A 20,267-nucleotide genomic window follows, 5' to 3' on the forward strand; every position below is an offset into this window, starting at 1 on the left:
TTGCCAAGGTCGAGGTCACGAGTTCGAACCTCGTATGTCGCTCCAATCTTCATAACTCTCCATCGACTTCACCCTATATGACGTGTTTCTTCAGGCACAGCGTAGCGCCTTGTATCACTTGTCGCATCTAGAAGCATTGTTTCTAGCGTGACGGTTTCGTCAATCTGCGAAAAGTGCGCAAGGCCGACTGAGTAGTTGAACGGATAGCGTTCTAAGGATAATCGGCGACAAAGCCGGAGATAGAAGCGATCCAATTGTGCTTCGACCGCATCGACATCCTGTTGAATCAATAATATCGCAAATTCACAGCCTTCTAGGCGACCAACCCAGCCCAAATCACCGAACACATCTGTTAGACAGCCAGCAAACTCTTTCAGGACTTTGTCGCCGGCATGCTTGCCATAGCGCTGGTTGACGTCTTGTAACTGGCGAACATCAAAGTGTAATAACGTATGTTGATCTTCAATGACTACGTCGTCTGTTAGATAACTGTTTACTTCTCTGTAAAAGCCACGTCGATTAAAGACGCCTGTTAGCGGATCAATGACATTTTGTTGCGTCATGACCAATTCATGCTCGACGATACGCGCGAGGTCTGACAGCGCGCGCTGACAGGCATCCGTGAGCTCGCGAGGGTGATGATCGATCACACAGAGCGTTCCAAGCAGGTGTTCGCTATCCAGGCTAAAGGGAAAACCTGCATAAAAACGGATATAAGGAGGGCCGGTTACCAACGGGTTGTCAGCAAAGCGACTGTCGTTGAGCGTATCCTCAACAATTAATGGCTCTAATTGCTGAATAGCATGACCACAAATCGATTCGCTGCGGCTTGTTTGGTTGACGGCTAAACCACGTTTGGCTTTAAACCATTGTCTCTGTTCATCAACGAGGCTAATTGCGACAACGGGGCAGTCAGAAACGTATGCCGCTACCCTTACAATCCGCTCAAATCTGTCTTCGTGTCCAGTATCTAATATGCCTAGATCGTGCAATGCGTGAAGTCTTTGCTGCTCATTGTGAGTGGGGCGCGCCGTTTCCATGCCTTTTCCTCCTTGCCGCTATTTCTATTGTAGCCAACCACACACAGGGTAGGGGCAATAATTGTTCGGAGAGGTGAATATCGCTGCCACCCCGAGAAGCTTTTAAAAAGATCATTAATTCAGTGAGATATAGGAGAACTGGCTGTAAGTGTCTGTAGGTGTGCGAGAGGCTGAGAAACTCAGTTTGTAAAAAACTTGTTTCAATGATATTTTCCTCCGCTTGTTCAGTATTCACACTGTTGGAAGAGGCGGTGACGCACCCGGATTGATCGCGTGCGTGACAGCGACTCTATACTCTTAATACTTGTTGTTTTTAGAAGGTTTGCTTATGGCGTTTTTAGCGAGCTGTGATACCCAATATCCGCTGACTCATCCACATGCGGCGTCTGCTGTGGTGATGGTGCCCCCGCTTCATTTTAAATTTAATGCGCAAACGAGTGAGGATAATGGTTTTCAGCATGCGCCGTCACTACCGGATGAAGAGGTAAAAGCGCGCGCGATGGCAGAATTCAACAACATGGTGATGATCCTCCGCCGCCATGGTATCGATGTGGTGGTGATGGAGTACCCAGACTCTGACCCTGCAACGCCTGATGCCGTGTTTCCCAATAACTGGTTTAGTACGCTCCCCAGTGGCGAGCTCTACCTTTACCCTATGGCGTGCCCAAACCGTCAGTTAGAGGTGAAACCCGAGCGCTTAATGACTGCATTAGACCGTGCAGGCTATGCCGTCAATCACGTACACAAAGTGAAGTGTCATGACAAGGACGATGCGTTTCTTGAAAGTACGGGCGCGATGGTTATCGACCACCTCAACCAGCGTGTTTATGCGGCGCTTTCACACCGTTGTGACAGCATTTTGCTCACTGAGTGGGCAGCAAAGGTAGGCATGCGACAAGTCGTGAGCTTTAACACGGAAATGAGCGATGGCAATCCGGTTTATCATACCAATGTGATGATGGCGGTGGGTGAAGAGTTTGCCGTGGTGTGCGATGAGGTGATAGAACCGGGGCAGCGCGATCTTGTGTGTAACACATTGAGTCAAGATAAAACCTTGGTATCCATTAGTGAATCACAAATGAACCAGCTTTGTGGCAATATTTTACAATTGCGCAATCGCCACGGTGAATCACTCATCGTCATGTCATTGTCGGCCTACAGTGCGTTTACTGAAGAGCAAAAACGCACGCTGCGCCAATTTGGTAAATTGGTGCCCGTCGATGTCAACACAATTGAAACCGTGGGTGGGGGAAGCGTGCGTTGTATGATGGGAGAAGTATTTCTACCTCGTCATCAAGCCGCGATATCGGGTTAAAGGCGTCGGTTAAAACGTCGGTTTAATAGGCAAAACGGCGACTTAGGGTCGCCGTTTCACGTTGCTTTCATGCTACGAGTGCGCGCGTGTTTTGGCCTTAAGTGGCATTTTGTCAAATGAGACACCGTTCCATCCAGTGACCATAAAGTTGCGAATGTTTTTGTGATCCGTCCCCGAAGGGTTGCTCAGCACGTCCTCGCGATAATACCCCCCAAAGCAGGAGAGTGTCTGTGCTTCCGTAAGCTCATGGAGCTGGCAGAATGCGAGGACTTTGCAAGACCCTGTGTTCTGGCCTGCTTTATTAGCCAGATCACCGTTAGTGAATCGAGTGGGGGCATAGTCGTAATGGGCATCTATCACCGCTATTGTCTCGTCAAACATTACCATATCTGGGGTTTGCGTGACTTTAGCGAGAAAGCTGTCTAAGGTCATGTTGGTTCCTGAGTTAATAACATGCGAGCTCTCGTCGAGAGTATGTGCACGTTGTACCAACTTGTTTAACCAATGTGAAGCCAAGAGAAGCGACTAATGGATAAATATCCATCACTTAAACCAAATTTTTTGTTGCAGTGCTTTACATTGACTCGGGGCAACATTAGTATACCACCCAGTTCGGAGGGATGGCTGAGCGGTTGAAAGCACCGGTCTTGAAAACCGGCAAGGGTTAATAGCCCTTCCAGGGTTCGAATCCCTGTCCCTCCGCCACATACCGAAAAGCCGCTGAGAAATCAGCGGCTTTTTTGTATCTGTATATCCGCTTACTCTCCTTTTGTGCGCAAACTAACAGCTTGGTGATGCTTTTCCTTACAGGTTGGGCTGAAACACCTAATATGTTAAGAAACTGTACTGTGCGATAAAGGCTCCGTGACTGAACTGATCTCCCATCCAGAATGGCTACTGCTTGTATTGGCTCCCGTGTTTTTCTTATGCATGCTGGGGGAGTATTGGGTGGCGCTGCGCCGGGGGAAATTGGGCGATAATGCGCGTTATTACGTGCCGGAAGTGCTCTGTAACTTTACCTTGGCGGGGCTGCATCAAGCTGCCGATCTACTGACCGGGTTGCTGGTTGCCAAGGTCTATTTATGGTGGTTTGGCTGGCGGCTGTTCGACATTGAGATGTCGGTGAGCCTGTTTTTGTTGCTGATGGTCGCACAAGATTTTTGTTACTACTGGTTCCACCGCGCCAGCCATCGTGTTCGCTGGATGTGGGCGGCGCATGTGGTGCATCATAGCTCAGAGCGGATGAACTTTAGCACCGGGTTTCGCCAAAGCTTAATGTATCCGCTGGCAGGGATGTGGCTGTTTTGGCTGCCGCTGGTGGTGATTGGGTTTCCGCCGCAATGGGTGGTGTTTGTTGTGCTGCTGAATTTAGGGTTACAGTTTTTTGTCCACACTCAATGGATAAAGACACTCGGGCCTGTGGAGTGGATTTTTAACACCCCGTCTCATCATCGCGTTCATCATGGCGTGAACCCCCAGTACATCGACAAAAACTACGCGGGCATTTTGATCATTTGGGACAAATTATTTGGCACCTTCGAGCCGGAATCTGAACCGGTGCGCTATGGGATCCCCAAGCCAGTAAACAGTTTCAACCCTCTGGTGGTGACCTTTGCAGAATGGCAACAAATGTGGCGCGATGTCACGCAGCCTGATCTAAGTTTTCGGCAACGATGGCAGTGCTTGTTTGCACCACCAGAACACGCACAAGACCACACGACAGACGAGCAAGCATCACGTAAGAGGTAGCGGGTTGCTGGCTTGCTGCAAGCAAACACATTTTGAGGATATAACTCATTGTTATCGGGTGCCAACACCACCACCTGTAGCATTCCTGCCTATGGAGGCGAGTAAACGCAACGTTTGAAATATGAGCCGAGTTGATTGTTAGCAGGCTAGATGCTTTTGCACTCCTTTGTCACGGCGTTGGCGCTTTGGCGCAGAATCCCAACCTGAATAACGATGGCTACGGCCGCTACCGCGGCGGCAGCGTAGACAAGCTGAATCACGGAAATCCCGTGGCCGAGCCACAGCCCACCCAAAAGGGTACCCACCGCACCACCAAGGTAGTTTGATGAACTATTGAGTGCGACAACGGCGGCACTTTGCTCCGGCTGGAGGCTAATTAGCGTGTGTTGCTGTGGCGCGAGCGACGACCAACCGGCCGCACCCCATAAAAAGAATGGTACAAAGGTAATGATTGAGGGCAACGGCAAGCTACTCGGAATGCTGAAGATGGCGACGAACATGAGCGTCAGGACGCTGAGCAGGATTGTCCTTGGACGTTTTACCCAGTCAATTAAATGGCCGATGGTGAAGCTGCCTACCATGCCGCCTAGGCCCCAAACCCATAAATATGGCGTGAGGTTGGTTTGTTGTGTGATGCCCGTAATCACAGGTGCGAGATAAGAATAGAGCCCCAAGCTGGCGACAGCCGTCAAGAAGGTGACACTAATGGTGGCAGACACGGACCGACTGGCGAGTAACGCGACGCGTGCTTTTAGCGATGGCGGCGGGGCGACACAGATCTGAGGAATACCCAGCACCACGCCAATAAGCCCAATGAGCGCGATACCGATCACGACGGCAAACACGCCTTGCCATCCAAGCCAAGTGGCGAGAGCGAGACCGACGGGAACCCCAACAACGGTACCCGCACTCATACCACCCAACAACAGCCCTAATGCACGCCCCTTTTTCTCTGCTGGCACCAAAGAGGCGGCACTTGCCGCGGCTAAAGGCGAGAAAATGCCTGCCCCTATGCCGGCTAGCGCGCGGCTTGCCAGTAATATGGATAAGTGCGTGCTGAAAATGGTGACAAGATTAGCGGCGATAAACACCAGCATCGATAGCACGAGTGCCTTTTTGGTCGGAAAGCCTGCCAACAATGTCGCCAGTATGGGTGCGGAAAGGGCATAGCATAACGTAAAGGCTGTGACCATCTGTGCGGTTTGCGCTTCAGTGATCTGAAAACTGGTGGAAATTTCCGGAATAATGCCCGCCACGACATATGCATCCATGCCGAACGCAAACATCGCAATGGGTAAAAATAAAATGTTTTTCATGGGCATCCTAGCGCGTGAGTCAGAGAAAAGCCGCGAATGTGTCGCCAATTGACGTGTAATAACAATGGTGAAATGGCCCCTTGTTAAAGTGAGCAACCTCATGGTGCCTAGAAAAAGTAACAAAATGTTACATTAGGCGAAAACACTCGACAGCGAATATAGGCAGAGGAACAGGCAAGTATTATTTACGGGGCAAGCAGTTAACTATGATAAGCGTGCTATGAATCGGCCGCCATGTTAACGGCTGGTCGAGTTGACACTTAGAACTGATATTTGACTAGCCATCGCTTGTCACGCCTCGTTGTCATTGCTAATGAAAGAATAATAGGCACCCACTGAGTAGATGCCTATTTGGATAAGGGGTGAGATAGTGTCTTTGTCTTAGCTTAAACGGTCTGTCCGCGTAAGTTTAGCCAACTGTCGTCTGTGAGCGTGTTGTTAGAATTTATAGTTAACGTCGAGATAAAACACACTTGGGTTCTTGAAGGAAATACCTTCCGCATACTTTTGTTTCGTTAAGCCGTATTTATGACCGCCTTCCAAAGCGATACCGGAGTTAAAACGATACCCAAGGCCGAGATTGACGTCGCTCGCTAGGCCAGAGTCTCTGAGGTTATAGTTGTCAGTCCCCAGAGCATCTTTGTCCTTAATTTCTAGCTTGCTGCGTTGATAGCCTAGCGTACCACCAGCAATACCGTACAAATTGTCAGTGAACTCGTGAATATAGTCTAAGCCCATACCGAATTGATAATCAGTATTTTCCAACGACAGCTCTTCATCTCCTGCTTTCACGGTCGATTTACTCGACGCGCCCGACTGCCAGTAGCCGTAAGCGCGCACTGAGTCAGTGATATACTTACCGCCATATAGCTTGACGGTTCCTCGGTCCTCGAGATCACTTTTGAACTCGCTGCTATCTAAGCCACTCACATCAGCGCTACCAGCCCCGAATTCCATCCCCATATAAGAAGAGGCATAAGCCGCTGGTGCGAGAATCAGTAAAGCGAAAGGTGCTAATTTTTTCATTGTAAATAACCTATTATTCGTCGTAGGTGTTTTTTAAGAACGTATGACTTATAGTCATTGCTTTTTGGAACGTTCGTTTAAAGGGGGAACGTTTGAGTGGTACTTTACGGCTGAAGAACGCGGTAATGTATCTGCAGAGTGTCATGGTTTGTCGTATGACTGTCTTGATAGGCATGCCTGTAGACGCACAGAGTTATTAATGATTGATACCAAGGCTTTTGGTTTGTTTATTTTTCTAGGTCAAGATTAATGGAAGAGAAACTACACTTGGTGGTTGTCGAAGATGACCCCAAAATGCGAGAAATGCTGACAGAGTATTTTGATACACAAGACTATCGCGTCACGGCACTCGCTGAAGGGACAGGGGCGGCTGAATACATTTTGTCCGCACAACCTGACTTGGTTCTACTCGATCTAATGCTACCCGGTGACGATGGACTGACAATTTGCCGACAAATCCGTGATGGGTTTAGAGGAAGAATTGTGATGCTAACCGCGAGTGATGATGATTTTGACCATGTGGCAGCCCTAGAGGTGGGCGCGGACGATTTTATCAGTAAACCGATTAAGCCTCGGGTGCTGATGGCTCGTGTAAGAGTGCAACTACGCCAGCTTAGAGACGACGCAGCAGTGCTCGCACCCAAGCCCAGTGTCCTTAATTATGGTGTCTTGGCGCTCAATGAGGCAAGACGCTACTGTTCATTAAATGATGAGCCTATCGCATTAACAGACAGTGAATTTGCATTGCTTTGGCACCTGGCCAGTCAGCCTGACGAGGTGCACACACGAGAGACGTTAACGCGTGCATTACGAGGTATTGAGTATGACGGTGTTGACCGGACGATAGATAATAAAATTGTGACCTTGAGAAAAAAGCTGGGTGATACATCCTCCAACCCTAAAAAAATTATCACAGTGCGGGGAAAGGGTTACTTGTTTGTGCCTGATGCATGGTAAGTGCGTGGTAGAAGTCTGTATGAGTGGTGAGCAATGCGTCGGATATATTTAGAGTTCTTCTTTGGGCTGGTCGTCATTTTTATGGCGAGCTCATTGACCTACGAATACCTCGTGTATGAACTGACGGAAAACTATGAAGCAACGTTGGCGAAGCGACAGGCTGAAAGTGTCGTTGATATGGTAGCGCTGATTGAGTCACAGGCGGGAACGCAAGCAGCTTTAGGTGCGCTGAAGGGGTATGCCGATAACGTTGAGTATTCATTATCGGTACACGAACTTGGCAAGATTCCGGCTCATTTGAAGGAGGCATTTTCCCATCAACTTGACCCCTCGGCCGTTTTTGATGATAAAAACGAAACCTTGTGGTTCCGTCTCGACGATAAGGCGCAAATCTATAGTCTACAAACCGCGGTAGACTCTGAGCTACACGGGGCCATTGCGTTTAATGAAGATCTATTGTTCGTTTTTCTCTTTTTTGGTTTTGCTCTCTACAGTTTTTTCATGGTGCGGTTTCTCAGCCGCCGAGTACGGTCACTCGAGCAAGCGGCTCTTCAATTTGCCAACGGCAATTTAGACGCGCGGGCGTCAACAAAGAGTCAATATACCGTGGGGAGTTTGAACGCGACCTTTAATCATATGGCAGACAGAATTGCCAGTTTGGTCAGTAGTCGCCGAGCGCTAACCAATGCGGTGGCGCATGAATTGCGCTCTCCTTTATTCCGAATTCAATGGCAAGCTGAATTGTTGAGTGAGAGCCAACTGGACCGCAAGCAGCAACAAAAAATCGTCAGTATCGTTGAAGATACGGATGAAATGGCAGGATTAGTTGATGAGCTTCTTTATTTGGCACGTGTTGATCACCCCAATACACCTTTTAGCCCGGAAAGATTGAATACGGCGATGTGGCTACAAGAAGAATGGCCGCGTTGGCAAACGCTCAGCACTAAGTCCGTGAGCTTGGATGCCCCGCAAGACTTGCCTAGTGTTGAGGCCGATCCACACCTGCTCAAACGAGTGATCACCAATTTAATCGGTAATGCGGAGAAGTATGCGACTCGTCAAATAGCCGTGCGTGTCTATTGCGAGGACACACAGCTTGTGATTGCCGTACATGATGATGGTGAGGGGGTGGATCCATCACACTGGCCGTTTATTTTTGATGCCTTTTACAGTGCGAATCGTTCCCGCGATAAAAAGCGCTCAGGCTATGGCTTGGGGCTGGCGATCGTTAAACAAATTGTCACCCGCCACGGCGGTCATGTTGAGATTGATCATAGTGATTTAGGCGGCGCATGTTTTCGGGTGCTCTTACCCATAAAAACATGATGTCACGCTGCCAGGGCTAAGCTAATAGGGCGGCATTCGTCGCCGTCAGGTATTTCGCGTATAATAGCGCCCACATCGACAACACTAGGGGCACTATGAAACACCGTACCTTCGTCTTTATTGGCATGGCGATTTTTGCCGTGACCGTCACCATTTTGGTTTCGCGCCAGCAGCCCAAAGCCCCGCTTGTGCCCGATTTTCAATCCTTTGCGGCGGGGGCTGAGCGTAAGCAGGCGTTTTTTGATTACTTCACCCCTGTCGTGAATACCATTAACAGCGAAATCTTGGCGGATCGCACCGCGTTAACGGCATGGCACACGCGTCAAAGTGAGTTAAGCCGCCGAGAAACAAAACGCGTTCAAGCGCTCGCCGATCAGTATGAGCTAGCCGAGTTTGATGTCGGCCAAGAAGCAGACTGGATGGCGCTGATCCAACGGGTAGACATCATTCCGCCGTCGTTGGTATTAGCGCAGGCGGCCAATGAGAGTGCATGGGGCACCTCGCGGTTTGCGCGTGAAGGGAATAACTACTTCGGACAGTGGTGCTTCAGCAAAGGATGTGGACTGGTACCCAAGCAACGTGCGGAAGGGAAAGTGCACGAAGTGGCAGCCTTTGATGACCCACAAGCCTCGGTACAAAGCTACATCAATAACTTGAATACCCATGCCGCGTATCAAGGGCTACGCGAGATCCGCGCCCGTCTGCGAGAGCAAAACAAAACGCTTTCAGGCGCGGTGCTCGCCAATGGATTAGGGCGCTACTCTGAGCGTGGGCAGGCCTATGTGGAAGAGTTGCAAGCGATGATCCGTCATAACCAACTTGATAGGCTCGACCCGCCAGCATCGTCATCGACTAACTAACGCAAGGAAAGCCAATGATTACCCGTTTGCCTCGGTGGGTTGAATCCGGGGCGTTCGTGTTGGCACTGATCGCCGGCACCATCAATGCGATCGGCTTGTTGGGCTTTGAACACCAAGCCGTCTCACACGTATCAGGCACTGCGACGCAATTTGGCTCGGGGCTGTTTGCGGGCCAGTGGATGCACGTTGTTCAGCTGGGTGGCTTATTGTTGGCCTTTTTCCTTGGTGCTGCGGTGTCCGGCTGCTTATTGCATGGCAGCACGCTAAAGCTGGGCCGCCATTATGACTCGGCACTCTTTGTTGAAGCCGGGTTAATTGTGGTGGCGTTTTATTTTTTGTCCCGCGGCCTTGCCATTGGTCAACTGGCGGCATCGGCGGCTTGTGGCCTGCAAAATGCGATGGCGACCACCTATAGTGGTGCGATTGTACGCTCAACCCATTTAACCGGTATTGTCACCGATTTAGGCTTAATGTTGGGCGGCAAGCTGCGCGGTAACCGCGTTGATAAGCGTAAACTGATGCTGTTTTTACTGATTGCGTCGGGGTTTATTGTTGGCGGCGTGGTAGGGGCGGCGTTATTTGCGCATTTCCACTTTACGGCCTTGTTGTTTCCGGCGGGATTATGCTTCGTGGTGGCGCTGTGTTATCGCGCCACCATGACTCGACAACATTTGAGATCGGGCAATAATAGCCAATAAATACACAATGTATTAACAATGCGCGTTTTCGAGCATGGCGGCTTTGTCTTCTTTGTCTTCTTTTTCACGACTATGCTATCCCTAGGTGTTTTCCTCAAATGGCGGATAAACGTGGCCTGGTTTCTTGTAGTGCTCATTTGCCGTGTCACCATTCGCGCGCTATCCGCCACTGAAAAGTTTGTCCTAAATCAAACAAGCCGCAGTTTCCTTTTCGCTTTCGCGCATAGTGTGATGTTGTCGCCGTCATTGTTGCACGGGAAATGCCACACTCTGGTTACGATAAAGTAACAAGGAGGCCCCATGCCAACTCGCCATTATATTGAAACGGATGTGGTCATCATTGGTGGCGGTGCGACCGGCACTGGCATCATGCGCGATTGTGCGCTTCGCGGCATCTCGTGCATTTTGCTCGAACGTGACGATATTGCGGCAGGCACTTCGGGTCGCAACCATGGATTGTTGCACTCTGGGGCTCGTTACGCGGTCACGGATACCGAGTCGGCACGCGAATGCATCCAAGAAAACACCATTCTTAAATCCGTGGCGCGTCATTGCGTGGAAGATACCAAGGGGCTGTTTATTACCTTGCCGGAAGACGATCTGGCCTACCAAGACACCTTTATCGCCAGTTGTGATAAAGCCGGTATTCCGACACGAAAACTCACACCGCATGAGGCGCTCGCTCTAGAGCCCAATGCTAACCCGGCGATGATAGGCGCCGTGCAAGTGCCCGATGGCACGGTTGACCCTTTTCGTTTGTGTGCGGCAAATGTGTTAGACGGTAAAGAGCATGGCGGCAAGGTATTTAATCATACCCAAGTCACTGGATTAATTCGCCAAGGCGCGACGGTACAAGGGGTTCATTGTATCCACACTCTTACGGGTGAGCGCTTTTCGATTATGGCCCAGCAAGTGATCAATGCGGCAGGGATTTGGGGCCAGACTATCTGTGAGTATGCCGATCTCAACATCAAAATGTTTCCTGCCAAGGGCTCACTGCTGATCCTCGATTACCGTATTAATAATCGGGTGATCAACCGCTGTCGCAAACCGGCCGATGCGGACATCTTGGTGCCTGGCGATACTATTTCCTTAATTGGTACGACGTCCGAGCATATTGAGTACGACCAAATTGATAAGTTGGCGGTGACGCCACAAGAAGTGGATGTGCTGATGCGCGAGGGCGCCAAGCTGGCTCCCATCATGGCCAATACTCGGGTGTTACGGGCTTATGCAGGCGTACGTCCATTGGTCTCGGTGGACGATGATGGCAGTGGTCGTAATATTAGCCGCGGCATCGTGTTGCTTGACCACCAAGCGCGCGATGGCCTTGACGGTTTGATCACCATAACCGGTGGCAAACTCATGACCTATCGACTGATGGCCGAGCAAGCCACAGATTTGGTGGCTGAAAAACTGGGTAACCGCAATGCCTGCCAAACCGCGGCACGGCCACTACCAGGCTCTGAGCCCTCCAAAGGGATTAGCAAAGCCAGTGCAAGCTTGGTCAAACCCGTCTATCAATCCGCCTATTATCGCCATGGCGAACGCGTCAGCCATTTCTTGGATGAAAGTGACGACAGCCAAGCGGTGATTTGCGAATGCGAAATGGTGACCAAAGGCGAGGTGAATTATGCCATTCAATCGTTGGATGCAAAAAACATCACTGATTTACGCCGTCGCACCCGTCTTGGAATGGGGCCGTGTCAGGGCGAGTTGTGCAGTTATCGCGCCGCCAGCTTATTCAGTGAGTGCGGAGGATTAGATGGGCAAGCGAGTGCTGGGCTGCTGGTGGACTTTCTTGAAGAGCGCTGGAAGGGCGTCAAGCCTATCTTCTGGGGGGACGCTTTACGCGAAGCCGAATTTAGTTACTGGATTTATCAAGGATTATTTGGCGCCGGTGATGTGCCTAAGTCGTCGAGCGAGGAATCAAAAACGGAAATGAATGAGCAAGTGTCCACTCAAGCTGTCGATCAGGAGGTCTCACAATGATTCACTATGATATTGCGGTGATTGGCGGTGGCATTGCTGGGTATACGGCAGCGATACGTGCATTGGAAGCCGGCAAAAAAACGGTAATGATCAGTGCGGGACAAAGTGCACTGCATTTTTCCTCGGGTTCAATTGATGTGCTGGGCCATTTTCCTAATGGTGAGCCGGTTACCCAACCGTTTGAGGCGATTCCCAAATTGGTGCGCCAGCATCCTGAGCACCCTTATGCCAAGGTGAGCCTTGATGAGATCACCGATTCGTTAACCTGGTTCCAACAGCAACTCAGTGCGCAAAAAGTGTGTTTGTATCACCAAGAAGACAACGCCAATCATGGCCGGATCACGCCGCTGGGCACCGTGCGTCCGACGTGGTTATCGCAAGGGCACGTGTATCAACATCGTGGCCCGCGCCGTTTTTCGGGTCTCTGTTTTGCCGCCATTGACGGCTATCGCGATGCGCAACCGACGTTAGCCAAAGACACCATTACCGCGCAGCGTGATTTTGCCTCCTGCCCGAGTCGCACCATCACGCTTTCGATTCCTGGTGCGGAGCGTTTGCGCCGTAACCGCAATGAATTGCGCTCGGTTGATCTGTCACGCTTACTGGCCGAGCCTAACGCCTTTGACAGCCTGTGCGAGCAGTTAATCGCGCAATCTGGACCGGATGAGCTCGTGATTTTGCCTGCCATCATTGCCAACGTTGCGGGCGAGCAGGGTATGGATGCACTTAAACAGCGCACCGATCGTTGCTTCCATGAAGTGCCCACCATGCCGCCTTCGTTACTCGGGATTCGAATAGAAGAGGCCCTGCAGCGCGCGTTTGCCAGTGCAGGTGGCATGTTGCTGCGCGGTGATCAAGTCACCAGCGGCGAGTTTGACGACAGTGGCCGCCTCACCGCATTACATACCCGTCAGTTAGAGGATATTCCGTTAACCGCAGAGGCGGTGATCTTGGCCACGGGTAGCTATTTTAGCCGCGGCTTGAATGCGGATCGCACCCAAGTTAGCGAGCCAACACTGGGGTTAGATATGGTACAAAGCCCTGACCGCAGCGAATGGCGCAACGACGACTTTTTTAGTCAGCAAAGCCATCCCTTTATGGCGTTTGGCATCAACACCGACAACCAACTGCGGCCCACCGCACGCGGCAAACGCTGTCAAAATCTGTTTGTGTGTGGCGCGGTACTCAGTGGTTACGATCCTGTCTATGAAGGCTGTGGCGGTGGCGTCGCGATCGCTACTGGCTACGCCGCCGCGCAACGTGCGCTCGCCGTGATGGCGAACGCTAAGGAGACGTCCCATGCTAACTGAATGGCTTAAACAGCGTGACTATAGCGACCATGCGCCGCAACCCACCAGCTTTGACCAATGCATTAAATGCACAGTGTGCACAGTGTATTGTCCGGTGTCGAAAGCGAACCCGGCGTATCCTGGCCCCAAAGAATGTGGCCCGGATGGTGAGCGCCTGCGGATCAAAAATCCTGAGTATTATGATGACCTGCTCAAGCTATGCACCAACTGCAAACGCTGCGAAACCGCCTGCCCATCCGGGGTAAAAATTGGCGATATCATTGCGGTAGCGCGCGGCAAACACGGCAAGAAAAACATCAACCCCAAGCTGATGCGTGATTACGTGCTCAGCCACACCGACTTGTTTGGCACGCTAGCTAATCCAGTCGCGCCACTGGTAAATGTGATGACGGATCTGAAACCAGTGAAAACGGTGATGCATGCCACGATTGGGGTGGATAAACATAAATCTCTACCCAAGTATTCTTTTGGCACCTTTCGGCGTTGGATGAAAAGCCAAGCGGCGGCACAAGCTGAATATCCGAAACAAGTCAGTTACTTCCATGGCTGTTATGTGAATTTTAACAACCCGCAGCTTGGTAAAGACTTGGTGAAAGTGATGAATGCGATGGGGTATGGCGTGCAATTGCTCGAGAAACATAAGTGCTGTGGTGTGCCTCTAATTGCTAATGGCTTTTACGATAAAGCGCGCCGCAACGCGACCGCCAATACCGCGATGATTGCCGATTCTGTTGCCGACGAGCGCCCAGTGATCGCCACCTCATCATCCTGTGCGCTGACACTCAAAGAAGAGTATCCCCACGTATTGGGAGTGGATAACAGCGAGGTCGCTGGGCAAATCAGCTTTGTGACTCGCTTTTTACTCAAAGCGGCCATGAATGGCGAGATGCCCAAGCTCAACCCAATTAACAAGCGGGTGGTTTATCATACCCCTTGTCACTTGGAGCGCAGTGGTAATGCGATGTTTACCATTGAGCTATTGCGTATGATCCCGGGATTAGAGGTGATTGTGCTCGATAGCGAGTGTTGTGGTTTGGCAGGCACCTACGGCTTTAAAACCGAGAACTATCAAACCTCGATTGCCATCGGTAGTGGTTTGTTTGCTCAGATTAAAGCTGCAGAAGCCGACTTTGCGATCACCGACTGTGAAACCTGTAAATGGCAAATTGAAGAAAACACGTCGCTGGAAGCCTTACATCCGGTGAGTGTGCTGGCGATGGCCGTTGAGGCTCCATCAGCGTCTTGAGCTTCGCCGCAAAGAACAGCGCCACCGCATAGGGTGGCGCTGTTAGTCTGAGAGTGCGCGCTAGCGACTCGCTTTGGATGGTGTCGAGGCGGTGGATTTACCCACCGACTCTGCCAGTAAAGACTTCATCACGCTGATGGTCATTAAGATCACCAACACACTGATGGGTAGGGCGGTAACCATGTTCGCGGTTTGTAGGGCGCGTAAGCCACCGGCGACCAACAATACCGCGGCGACGGCACCGATCATAGTGCCCCAGAAGACTCGAAAGCGTTTGGGCGGATTGTCATTGCCCATCGACAAAATCGTGGTCAGCACGAGGGTGCTTGAGTCTGACGAGGTAATAAACCAGCTAAACAGCAAGAAGATCATCATGGCGTTGAGAATCCAACCCCAGATCCCGCCACCGGTAATGCCATCAGCGGTGGCAAACAGCGCCGCCGGTAAGTCCCAACCATTGACCAAATCAATAATGCCGGCGGTGCCAATCCCAGCATCGGCAACAAGCTCTTGATGTAAGGCGTTACCACCAAAAATCGCCAGCCAAGCAAAAATCATCAGTGTTGGCGCACACAGCACGCAAACCACAAACTCGCGTAAGGTGCGGCCGCGAGAAATACGCGCAATAAACAAGCCAATAAAGGGCGCCCAGCCAATCCACCAGCCCCAATAGAAAATGGTCCAAGCGTTTTGCCACGCGGTGGGACCTTGCGCCTCTGGGAACCACAGCCCCATCGGAATGAATTCGACCAAATAGTCGCTCAGTGAAGCGCCAAAGATCTGCACTAACCAAGCCGTAGGCCCGCCGAATAAAAAGTAGGCGATCACCAACGCTGAGACGATAATATTCCACTCAGAAATGATTCGGATCCCTTTGCCGACCCCGGAGAGAGACGACAAGATGGACGCCACAGAAATCAGAGCAATGAGGATAACTTGCGTCGTCACGCCCGGGTCGACGCCAAATAGACGGTCAAGCCCTACGGCAATCTGACTGACACCGAGACCCAGCGAGGTGGCGACGCCGAACACGCAGCCAAGTACCCCTAAGATATCGATAATATGGCCGATGGGCCCGTAAATACGATTACCAATCAACGGGTGCACCGTGGAACGCAGTGCGAGAGGCAGCTTTTTCCGAAACGAGAAATAGGCGAGCGCGAGGCCGACAATCACATACACCGCCCAGCCATGAAAGCCCCAATGGAAATAGGTGACACGCAAGGCATCCGCCGCGCGATCAAAGCCCATGGTGGTGGCTCCGGCCATATCTGCATACGGGTTGTTGGGGTAGCCGAACGCACCACTTGTATCAAAGTAGAGCGTGGGTTCGGCTACCCCAAAAAACAGTATGCCAACGCCGACACCCGCGGAAAACAACATGGATAGCCACGAGAAGGTGCTAAACTCAGGCCGGTCGTCGTCATCACCTAACCGAATGTTTCCTAAACGCGTGACGGCAATCGTCAAGCTGGCGACCAGTAACAGCACCAACACCAACATGTAATACCAACCAAAGGTCGACTCCACCCAGCCACGTGCCGCAGCAAATACACGGCCGGCTAAATCAGTATTAAATCCGGTAAAAAACACGAAGACACAAACCAGGAGCGTGGCGGCGATCATCATATTTTTATGAACACCTTTAAACAGGCCGGTCTGTGTGACGCAATCGGCAAATGGATGCTGCAATGTATTCGCATTGCTCGCATCCGACGTACTTCGCGTTGACATGAATCAGTCCTTTTATAACAACAAAACGCGCAACAATTTACGCAACACAAGCATCCTTTGCAAAAAAAAGAGCCGATAATCACATTATGTTAGGTCGAGGTGTTGAGAAAAGCAGCGAAATGTGTCGATAAGACGGCCAGCGGCGGATTGTCTTCGTACACTTAGGGTTAATAAAAATCTTAATAGAGTGTCTAGGAGTGAGATGATGAAACCACAATCCGCTTCGCGCGGTACCATGCTGCAACTTGGGTACCTTGGCTTGCTTCCTTTTATTGGCGGTGTGCTCGTCACCTGGGCCGATCTGACCTTATTCGGTCTCAGTGGCGAGCAGCTTTTTTTGAGCTATAGCGCGGTAATTTTAAGCTTTTTATCCGGCGTTTTATGGGGCAATGGCATCGATCACTTTTCCCATAAACTTAGCCGTAATGCGTTATTGCTGAGCAACCTGTTTGCACTCTTGGCTTGGGGGGCGCTTATTCAAGGCGCGACCCAATACCTGATCGCGACTGGGCTGCTTGCGACCGGTTATTTAGCGGTATGGCTGGCGGAAAAATGGATCCGAAAAAGCGAGAGTGAAGACACGTTCTCTGCCTATCAAACCATGCGTGGTCGTCTGACTGCAGGTGTCGTTGTGTGCCACGGTTTATTGCTGCTGGTGTTATAACCCTGGTGATGATGAGGATGCAAACAACGCGAGAAAAACCCTACCGAGAATGAACCTATTGCAGCAATAGGCCGTACCCGCTACTTCGCGCGCAAAAAAACAATTATTTTATTAATGGTATTGAGGGTAGCGGAGTAAGCAATGACGATCATACAGTATTTACGAGTAGTGTTTCTTGTTCTAGGCATGGCCGTTGCGGCGAGCGGGGCGTACTTGTTCAGCCAAATAAACACGGTCAAGGCACAGTTTAATGATGTGGTAGAGCGTAATGTTCGCCTGCTGAGCACTGTGTCTGACTTGCGTTATTATACCGTCACTTATCGCCGTTTCGCACTCGATTACGGGTTAACCGATGACAAACAAGCGCATCGCGATATTTTGGTGAAAATAGAGCGCAACGATCAAGAGGTTGGTGAAGCACTTGACCGAATGAAAGCACTTACGGTAAGTGACAGTAATACAGAGGCCGTGGCCACGATAGAAACGCGCCTGAACAATTACCGTGAGATGCAAAACGATTATATTTCGCTTATTGATAACGGGCGAATTGATGATGCGCGCCGTAAAATGTTAGGCCCCATGTTGGCGCCGTTTGACCAGATAGTCGCGAATCTCGCCACATTGCAACAGACGTTGGAAGACCAAGCCAACGCGATAAAGACGCGAGAATCGGAAAAAATTGAGCGTCTCATTTATATTGGTATTGCCGTGATTATTGCTCTGGTTGTGCTGATGGCGGGTGTGGCGTTATTGCTACAACAGCGAATACGTGGGCCGCTGGCGAAGCTAGTTACTCAGATGCAGCGGGTGGAAAGCGGTGATCTTACCCAACGGTTGGATCTCGATACGTTCAACCGCGACGAGCTGGGACAAGCAGCGAATACCTTTGCGCAAATGCAAGAAAGCATTACCGAGCTGATAGGGTCGTTAGTGAAAGGCACTAAGCGATTACAAACGGTCAGTGATGAGCTATCGACCCAGGTGAGCCATACCGTGAATAGCGTTGAGCAACAGCGTGGTGAACTCTCACAGCTTGCGAGCGCGATGACGCAGATGGAGTCTACCTTTGGTGAAGTGGCCAGTAACACTGTCAATGCGGCGGAACATACTGATAAATCGCGTGAATACGCAGAGCAAGGCCGACAAACGTTTGAGCAATCGTATCAGCAAAGCGTGGCGGCTAAAGATCAAGTTAACGAAGCCTCGCAAGTGATTGAGGCGTTAACCGAAGACAGCGAAAATATCGGTAAAGTCTCGGAAGTGATTAGTACCATCGCCGAGCAAACCAACTTGCTCGCGCTCAACGCGGCTATTGAGGCGGCTCGCGCGGGCGAAGCGGGTCGAGGCTTTGCGGTCGTGGCTGATGAGGTACGAGGGTTGGCAACCAAAACCCAATCATCGACCGATGAGATCAACCAGATCATTGAAGGACTGCAAACCAAAGCGCGTCAGGCCTACAAAGTGATGAGCGATAGCCAAACCTTGACGCAAAAAGGACTGGATGATGCCAAGCATGCGGCAGAAGCGATCAACACCATTAATGATGCGACGCAGCAGGTATCTGAAATGACCGGTGCGATTGCTACCGCGACCGAAGAGCAAACCACAGCAGCGGCGGATCTGAACCGAAATGTGTCGGCGATTCACCAAGCGGCAGAGTCACTTGCCGAGACCGCAGAGCAAACCCGTCAAGCCTATGAACGCTTGGAAAAAGAAAACGCCAGTATTAAAGAGCAAGCGGAAGCCTTTAGGTTATAACTGTACCCACCAACACCATCCACCAACAGAAAGTGCGCGAATGGCGCGCACTTTTTATTCCCGCCGCAAACGCAGTAGCGAAACAAATATCTCAACGAAATAAATACAAAGATAAAAAATAGTTGATGCTTTTATTCACCTCCCGGAGCACGGCAACCAAGCCGGCATCACTGTGTTCGGTCACATCCCAAGGCACAAATTTTCCGTAACGGGGCAAGGGGAGTCCAGATTGTACGGCGGCTGGATTCACGGCAACTAGATAATCAACATACGTCAATCTCAGCTCCGCCAGCGGGGACGGCATGATCCCGGACGTTGAGAGTTGAAACTGAATTAACGCTTTTGACGCTTGTGCAGTATGCATGGTGCTGGATGTATGTGCGCAGTAAACATCAAAAAAGCTGCTCGCTTTACTTTTCATCACGGCGGCGGCCATCAAGGAGACGCCATGCTCACCATCGCACAAAAACAAAACCACTGGCTTACTCGGCGCGGTATCGTTATGCATCGGGAACGCGTCGGCACGCGCGTCTAACGGGACATTGTCTTTGGCATCTATCATTGCCTTTACTCATCTAAAAAGTGGAAGACAGGACGTTTATCGGCGCATCTCGTCGACGCGCATCAGCCCTGGATGCGTTTATCCTAGCCCGCCATGTGTTCAGCGCCAGCGTGGTAAAAACAACTTTTGAATCTGTTACCAATGCGTGGCGCTGTCATCAAACCTTCATGATTGCATAAAGGAACTGTCACTTTGTGCTCTTAATGTGTCTCCCCGTTAACCGAGTTCTTCGTTATGTGTAGATAAACTGATTTGCACAGCACTAACTTAAATAATCGACTTGGAGGTTGATGTGAAACTTAAAGCTCTCTTTGCAGCTACTACAGTATCAATGGCCGTGCTGGCCTCAGGTAGCGCAACGGCCGCAAACCGTGATTACATTAGCATCGTTGGCTCTTCTACCGTTTACCCTTTTGCTACTGTAGTTGCTGAGCGCTTCGGTCGCACGTCGCAATACTCAGTACCAAAAATCGAATCAACCGGTTCAGGCGGCGGTCTTAAGCTGTTCTGTGCAGGTGTGGGTGAAAACACGCCAGACATCACTAACGCATCACGTAAAATCAAAAGCTCGGAAATTGACCGTTGTAAATCAAACGGCGTGGACGACATTGTTGAAATCAAAATCGGCTATGACGGTATTGCGCTGGCGAACTCGAAAATGTCTCAGCAATATGACTTGAGCTTGAAAGAGATCTACACCGCGCTCGCCAAAAC

General features: G+C 50.7%; 18 protein-coding genes and 1 tRNA gene. 13 read left to right on the top strand and 6 right to left on the bottom strand.

What is annotated here, in order from left to right; genetic code table 11:
* Positions 1 to 68: 68 nt before the first annotated feature.
* Complete coding sequence (locus tag C7A19_RS12325; RefSeq protein WP_116645015.1) at positions 69 to 1,040, bottom strand: sensor domain-containing diguanylate cyclase; 972 nt, start codon at positions 1,038 to 1,040, stop codon at positions 69 to 71.
* 328 nt (positions 1,041 to 1,368) lie between these two features.
* Between C7A19_RS12325 and C7A19_RS12330 the strand changes: the two genes are divergently transcribed.
* Positions 1,369 to 2,355 (top strand): arginine deiminase-related protein, encoded by a 987-nt coding sequence (locus tag C7A19_RS12330; protein ID WP_077458633.1) that lies wholly within the window; start codon positions 1,369 to 1,371, stop codon positions 2,353 to 2,355.
* Positions 2,356 to 2,427: 72 nt separating this feature from the next.
* Here C7A19_RS12330 and C7A19_RS12335 read toward each other — a convergent pair whose 3' ends face one another.
* The gene (locus C7A19_RS12335; RefSeq protein WP_069362239.1) at positions 2,428 to 2,787 is read right to left on the bottom strand and encodes a HopJ type III effector protein; all 360 of its coding nucleotides are present in this window, start codon (positions 2,785 to 2,787) and stop codon (positions 2,428 to 2,430) included.
* Between the two features lie 182 nt (positions 2,788 to 2,969).
* On the opposite strand from C7A19_RS12335, the gene C7A19_RS12340 reads away from it, so the two are divergent.
* Together C7A19_RS12340 and C7A19_RS12345 are read left to right on the top strand one after the other, a co-directional pair.
* Positions 2,970 to 3,060 (top strand) — tRNA-Ser (locus C7A19_RS12340).
* A 159-nt stretch (positions 3,061 to 3,219) separates the two neighbouring features.
* The gene (locus tag C7A19_RS12345; RefSeq protein ID WP_235614304.1) at positions 3,220 to 4,104 is read left to right on the top strand and encodes a sterol desaturase family protein; all 885 of its coding nucleotides are present in this window, start codon (positions 3,220 to 3,222) and stop codon (positions 4,102 to 4,104) included.
* Positions 4,105 to 4,250: 146 nt separating this feature from the next.
* On the opposite strand, the gene C7A19_RS12350 is transcribed toward C7A19_RS12345, so the two are convergent.
* On the bottom strand, positions 4,251 to 5,420 hold the full coding sequence (locus C7A19_RS12350; protein ID WP_116645017.1) for an MFS transporter: 1,170 nt from the start codon (positions 5,418 to 5,420) through the stop codon (positions 4,251 to 4,253).
* Positions 5,421 to 5,858: 438 nt separating this feature from the next.
* Positions 5,859 to 6,446, bottom strand: a complete 588-nt coding sequence (locus C7A19_RS12355) for an outer membrane beta-barrel protein (RefSeq protein WP_077458630.1) — start codon at positions 6,444 to 6,446, stop codon at positions 5,859 to 5,861.
* 249 nt (positions 6,447 to 6,695) lie between these two features.
* Here C7A19_RS12355 and C7A19_RS12360 point away from each other — a divergent pair, with 249 nt between their 5' ends.
* The 7 genes from C7A19_RS12360 (at position 6,696) to glpC (ending at position 14,835) form a co-directional block, all read left to right on the top strand.
* Positions 6,696 to 7,403: a response regulator gene (locus tag C7A19_RS12360; RefSeq protein WP_116645018.1), complete on the top strand. Its 708-nt coding sequence runs from the start codon at positions 6,696 to 6,698 to the stop codon at positions 7,401 to 7,403.
* Positions 7,404 to 7,436: 33 nt separating this feature from the next.
* Positions 7,437 to 8,729 carry an ATP-binding protein gene (locus C7A19_RS12365; RefSeq protein ID WP_116645019.1) on the top strand — a complete coding sequence of 431 codons (1,293 nt, stop codon included), beginning with the start codon at positions 7,437 to 7,439 and terminating at the stop codon, positions 8,727 to 8,729.
* Positions 8,730 to 8,824: 95 nt separating this feature from the next.
* Positions 8,825 to 9,589: a glucosaminidase domain-containing protein gene (locus tag C7A19_RS12370; protein ID WP_116645020.1), complete on the top strand. Its 765-nt coding sequence runs from the start codon at positions 8,825 to 8,827 to the stop codon at positions 9,587 to 9,589.
* Positions 9,590 to 9,603: 14 nt separating this feature from the next.
* Positions 9,604 to 10,287, top strand: a complete 684-nt coding sequence (locus tag C7A19_RS12375) for a YoaK family protein (protein WP_077609064.1) — start codon at positions 9,604 to 9,606, stop codon at positions 10,285 to 10,287.
* Positions 10,288 to 10,587: 300 nt separating this feature from the next.
* A complete protein-coding gene (gene glpA / locus C7A19_RS12385; RefSeq protein WP_116645022.1) occupies positions 10,588 to 12,279 on the top strand; it encodes an anaerobic glycerol-3-phosphate dehydrogenase subunit A in 1,692 nt (563 codons plus the stop codon).
* Positions 12,276 to 13,589, top strand: coding sequence for a glycerol-3-phosphate dehydrogenase subunit GlpB (gene glpB, locus C7A19_RS12390; protein WP_116645023.1), 1,314 nt, complete (start codon positions 12,276 to 12,278; stop codon positions 13,587 to 13,589). Before glpA ends, glpB begins: the two co-directional genes overlap by 4 nt.
* Positions 13,579 to 14,835, top strand: a complete 1,257-nt coding sequence (gene glpC / locus C7A19_RS12395; protein ID WP_116645024.1) for an anaerobic glycerol-3-phosphate dehydrogenase subunit GlpC — start codon at positions 13,579 to 13,581, stop codon at positions 14,833 to 14,835. The genes glpB and glpC overlap by 11 nt, the downstream gene beginning before the upstream one ends.
* A gap of 60 nt (positions 14,836 to 14,895) precedes the next feature.
* Here the strand turns inward: glpC and C7A19_RS12400 are convergent, their stop codons facing one another.
* On the bottom strand, positions 14,896 to 16,569 hold the full coding sequence (locus C7A19_RS12400) for a BCCT family transporter (protein WP_116645025.1): 1,674 nt from the start codon (positions 16,567 to 16,569) through the stop codon (positions 14,896 to 14,898).
* A 202-nt stretch (positions 16,570 to 16,771) separates the two neighbouring features.
* Between C7A19_RS12400 and C7A19_RS12405 the strand changes: the two genes are divergently transcribed.
* Positions 16,772 to 17,233, top strand: coding sequence for a DUF3429 domain-containing protein (locus C7A19_RS12405; protein ID WP_235614305.1), 462 nt, complete (start codon positions 16,772 to 16,774; stop codon positions 17,231 to 17,233).
* A 141-nt stretch (positions 17,234 to 17,374) separates the two neighbouring features.
* Entirely contained in the window at positions 17,375 to 18,991 is a 1,617-nt protein-coding gene (locus C7A19_RS12410; RefSeq protein WP_116645026.1) for a methyl-accepting chemotaxis protein, read from the top strand.
* Between the two features lie 91 nt (positions 18,992 to 19,082).
* On the opposite strand, the gene C7A19_RS12415 is transcribed toward C7A19_RS12410, so the two are convergent.
* Positions 19,083 to 19,553 carry a hypothetical protein gene (locus C7A19_RS12415; RefSeq protein WP_116645027.1) on the bottom strand — a complete coding sequence of 157 codons (471 nt, stop codon included), beginning with the start codon at positions 19,551 to 19,553 and terminating at the stop codon, positions 19,083 to 19,085.
* 292 nt (positions 19,554 to 19,845) lie between these two features.
* Here C7A19_RS12415 and C7A19_RS12420 point away from each other — a divergent pair.
* The coding region (locus C7A19_RS12420; RefSeq protein WP_201264089.1) for a substrate-binding domain-containing protein at positions 19,846 to 20,267 on the top strand (422 nt) is incomplete at its 3' end.

Origin of the sequence: Salinivibrio sp. HTSP (assembly GCF_003390965.1) — a bacterium.
Lineage (GTDB): Bacteria > Pseudomonadota > Gammaproteobacteria > Enterobacterales > Vibrionaceae > Salinivibrio > Salinivibrio kushneri.

Coding starts and splice junctions, on each gene's coding strand:
- C7A19_RS12400 (WP_116645025.1), bottom strand. CDS start 16,569: ATGTCAACGCGAAGTACGTCGGATGCGAGCAATGCGAATACATTGCAG.
- C7A19_RS12335 (WP_069362239.1), bottom strand. CDS start 2,787: ATGACCTTAGACAGCTTTCTCGCTAAAGTCACGCAAACCCCAGATATG.
- C7A19_RS12405 (WP_235614305.1), top strand. CDS start 16,772: ATGATGAAACCACAATCCGCTTCGCGCGGTACCATGCTGCAACTTGGG.
- C7A19_RS12375 (WP_077609064.1), top strand. CDS start 9,604: ATGATTACCCGTTTGCCTCGGTGGGTTGAATCCGGGGCGTTCGTGTTG.
- glpC (WP_116645024.1), top strand. CDS start 13,579: ATGCTAACTGAATGGCTTAAACAGCGTGACTATAGCGACCATGCGCCG.
- C7A19_RS12415 (WP_116645027.1), bottom strand. CDS start 19,553: ATGATAGATGCCAAAGACAATGTCCCGTTAGACGCGCGTGCCGACGCG.
- glpA (WP_116645022.1), top strand. CDS start 10,588: ATGCCAACTCGCCATTATATTGAAACGGATGTGGTCATCATTGGTGGC.
- C7A19_RS12365 (WP_116645019.1), top strand. CDS start 7,437: ATGCGTCGGATATATTTAGAGTTCTTCTTTGGGCTGGTCGTCATTTTT.
- C7A19_RS12325 (WP_116645015.1), bottom strand. CDS start 1,040: ATGGAAACGGCGCGCCCCACTCACAATGAGCAGCAAAGACTTCACGCA.
- C7A19_RS12355 (WP_077458630.1), bottom strand. CDS start 6,446: ATGAAAAAATTAGCACCTTTCGCTTTACTGATTCTCGCACCAGCGGCT.
- C7A19_RS12330 (WP_077458633.1), top strand. CDS start 1,369: ATGGCGTTTTTAGCGAGCTGTGATACCCAATATCCGCTGACTCATCCA.
- C7A19_RS12370 (WP_116645020.1), top strand. CDS start 8,825: ATGAAACACCGTACCTTCGTCTTTATTGGCATGGCGATTTTTGCCGTG.
- C7A19_RS12350 (WP_116645017.1), bottom strand. CDS start 5,420: ATGAAAAACATTTTATTTTTACCCATTGCGATGTTTGCGTTCGGCATG.
- C7A19_RS12410 (WP_116645026.1), top strand. CDS start 17,375: ATGACGATCATACAGTATTTACGAGTAGTGTTTCTTGTTCTAGGCATG.
- C7A19_RS12360 (WP_116645018.1), top strand. CDS start 6,696: ATGGAAGAGAAACTACACTTGGTGGTTGTCGAAGATGACCCCAAAATG.
- glpB (WP_116645023.1), top strand. CDS start 12,276: ATGATTCACTATGATATTGCGGTGATTGGCGGTGGCATTGCTGGGTAT.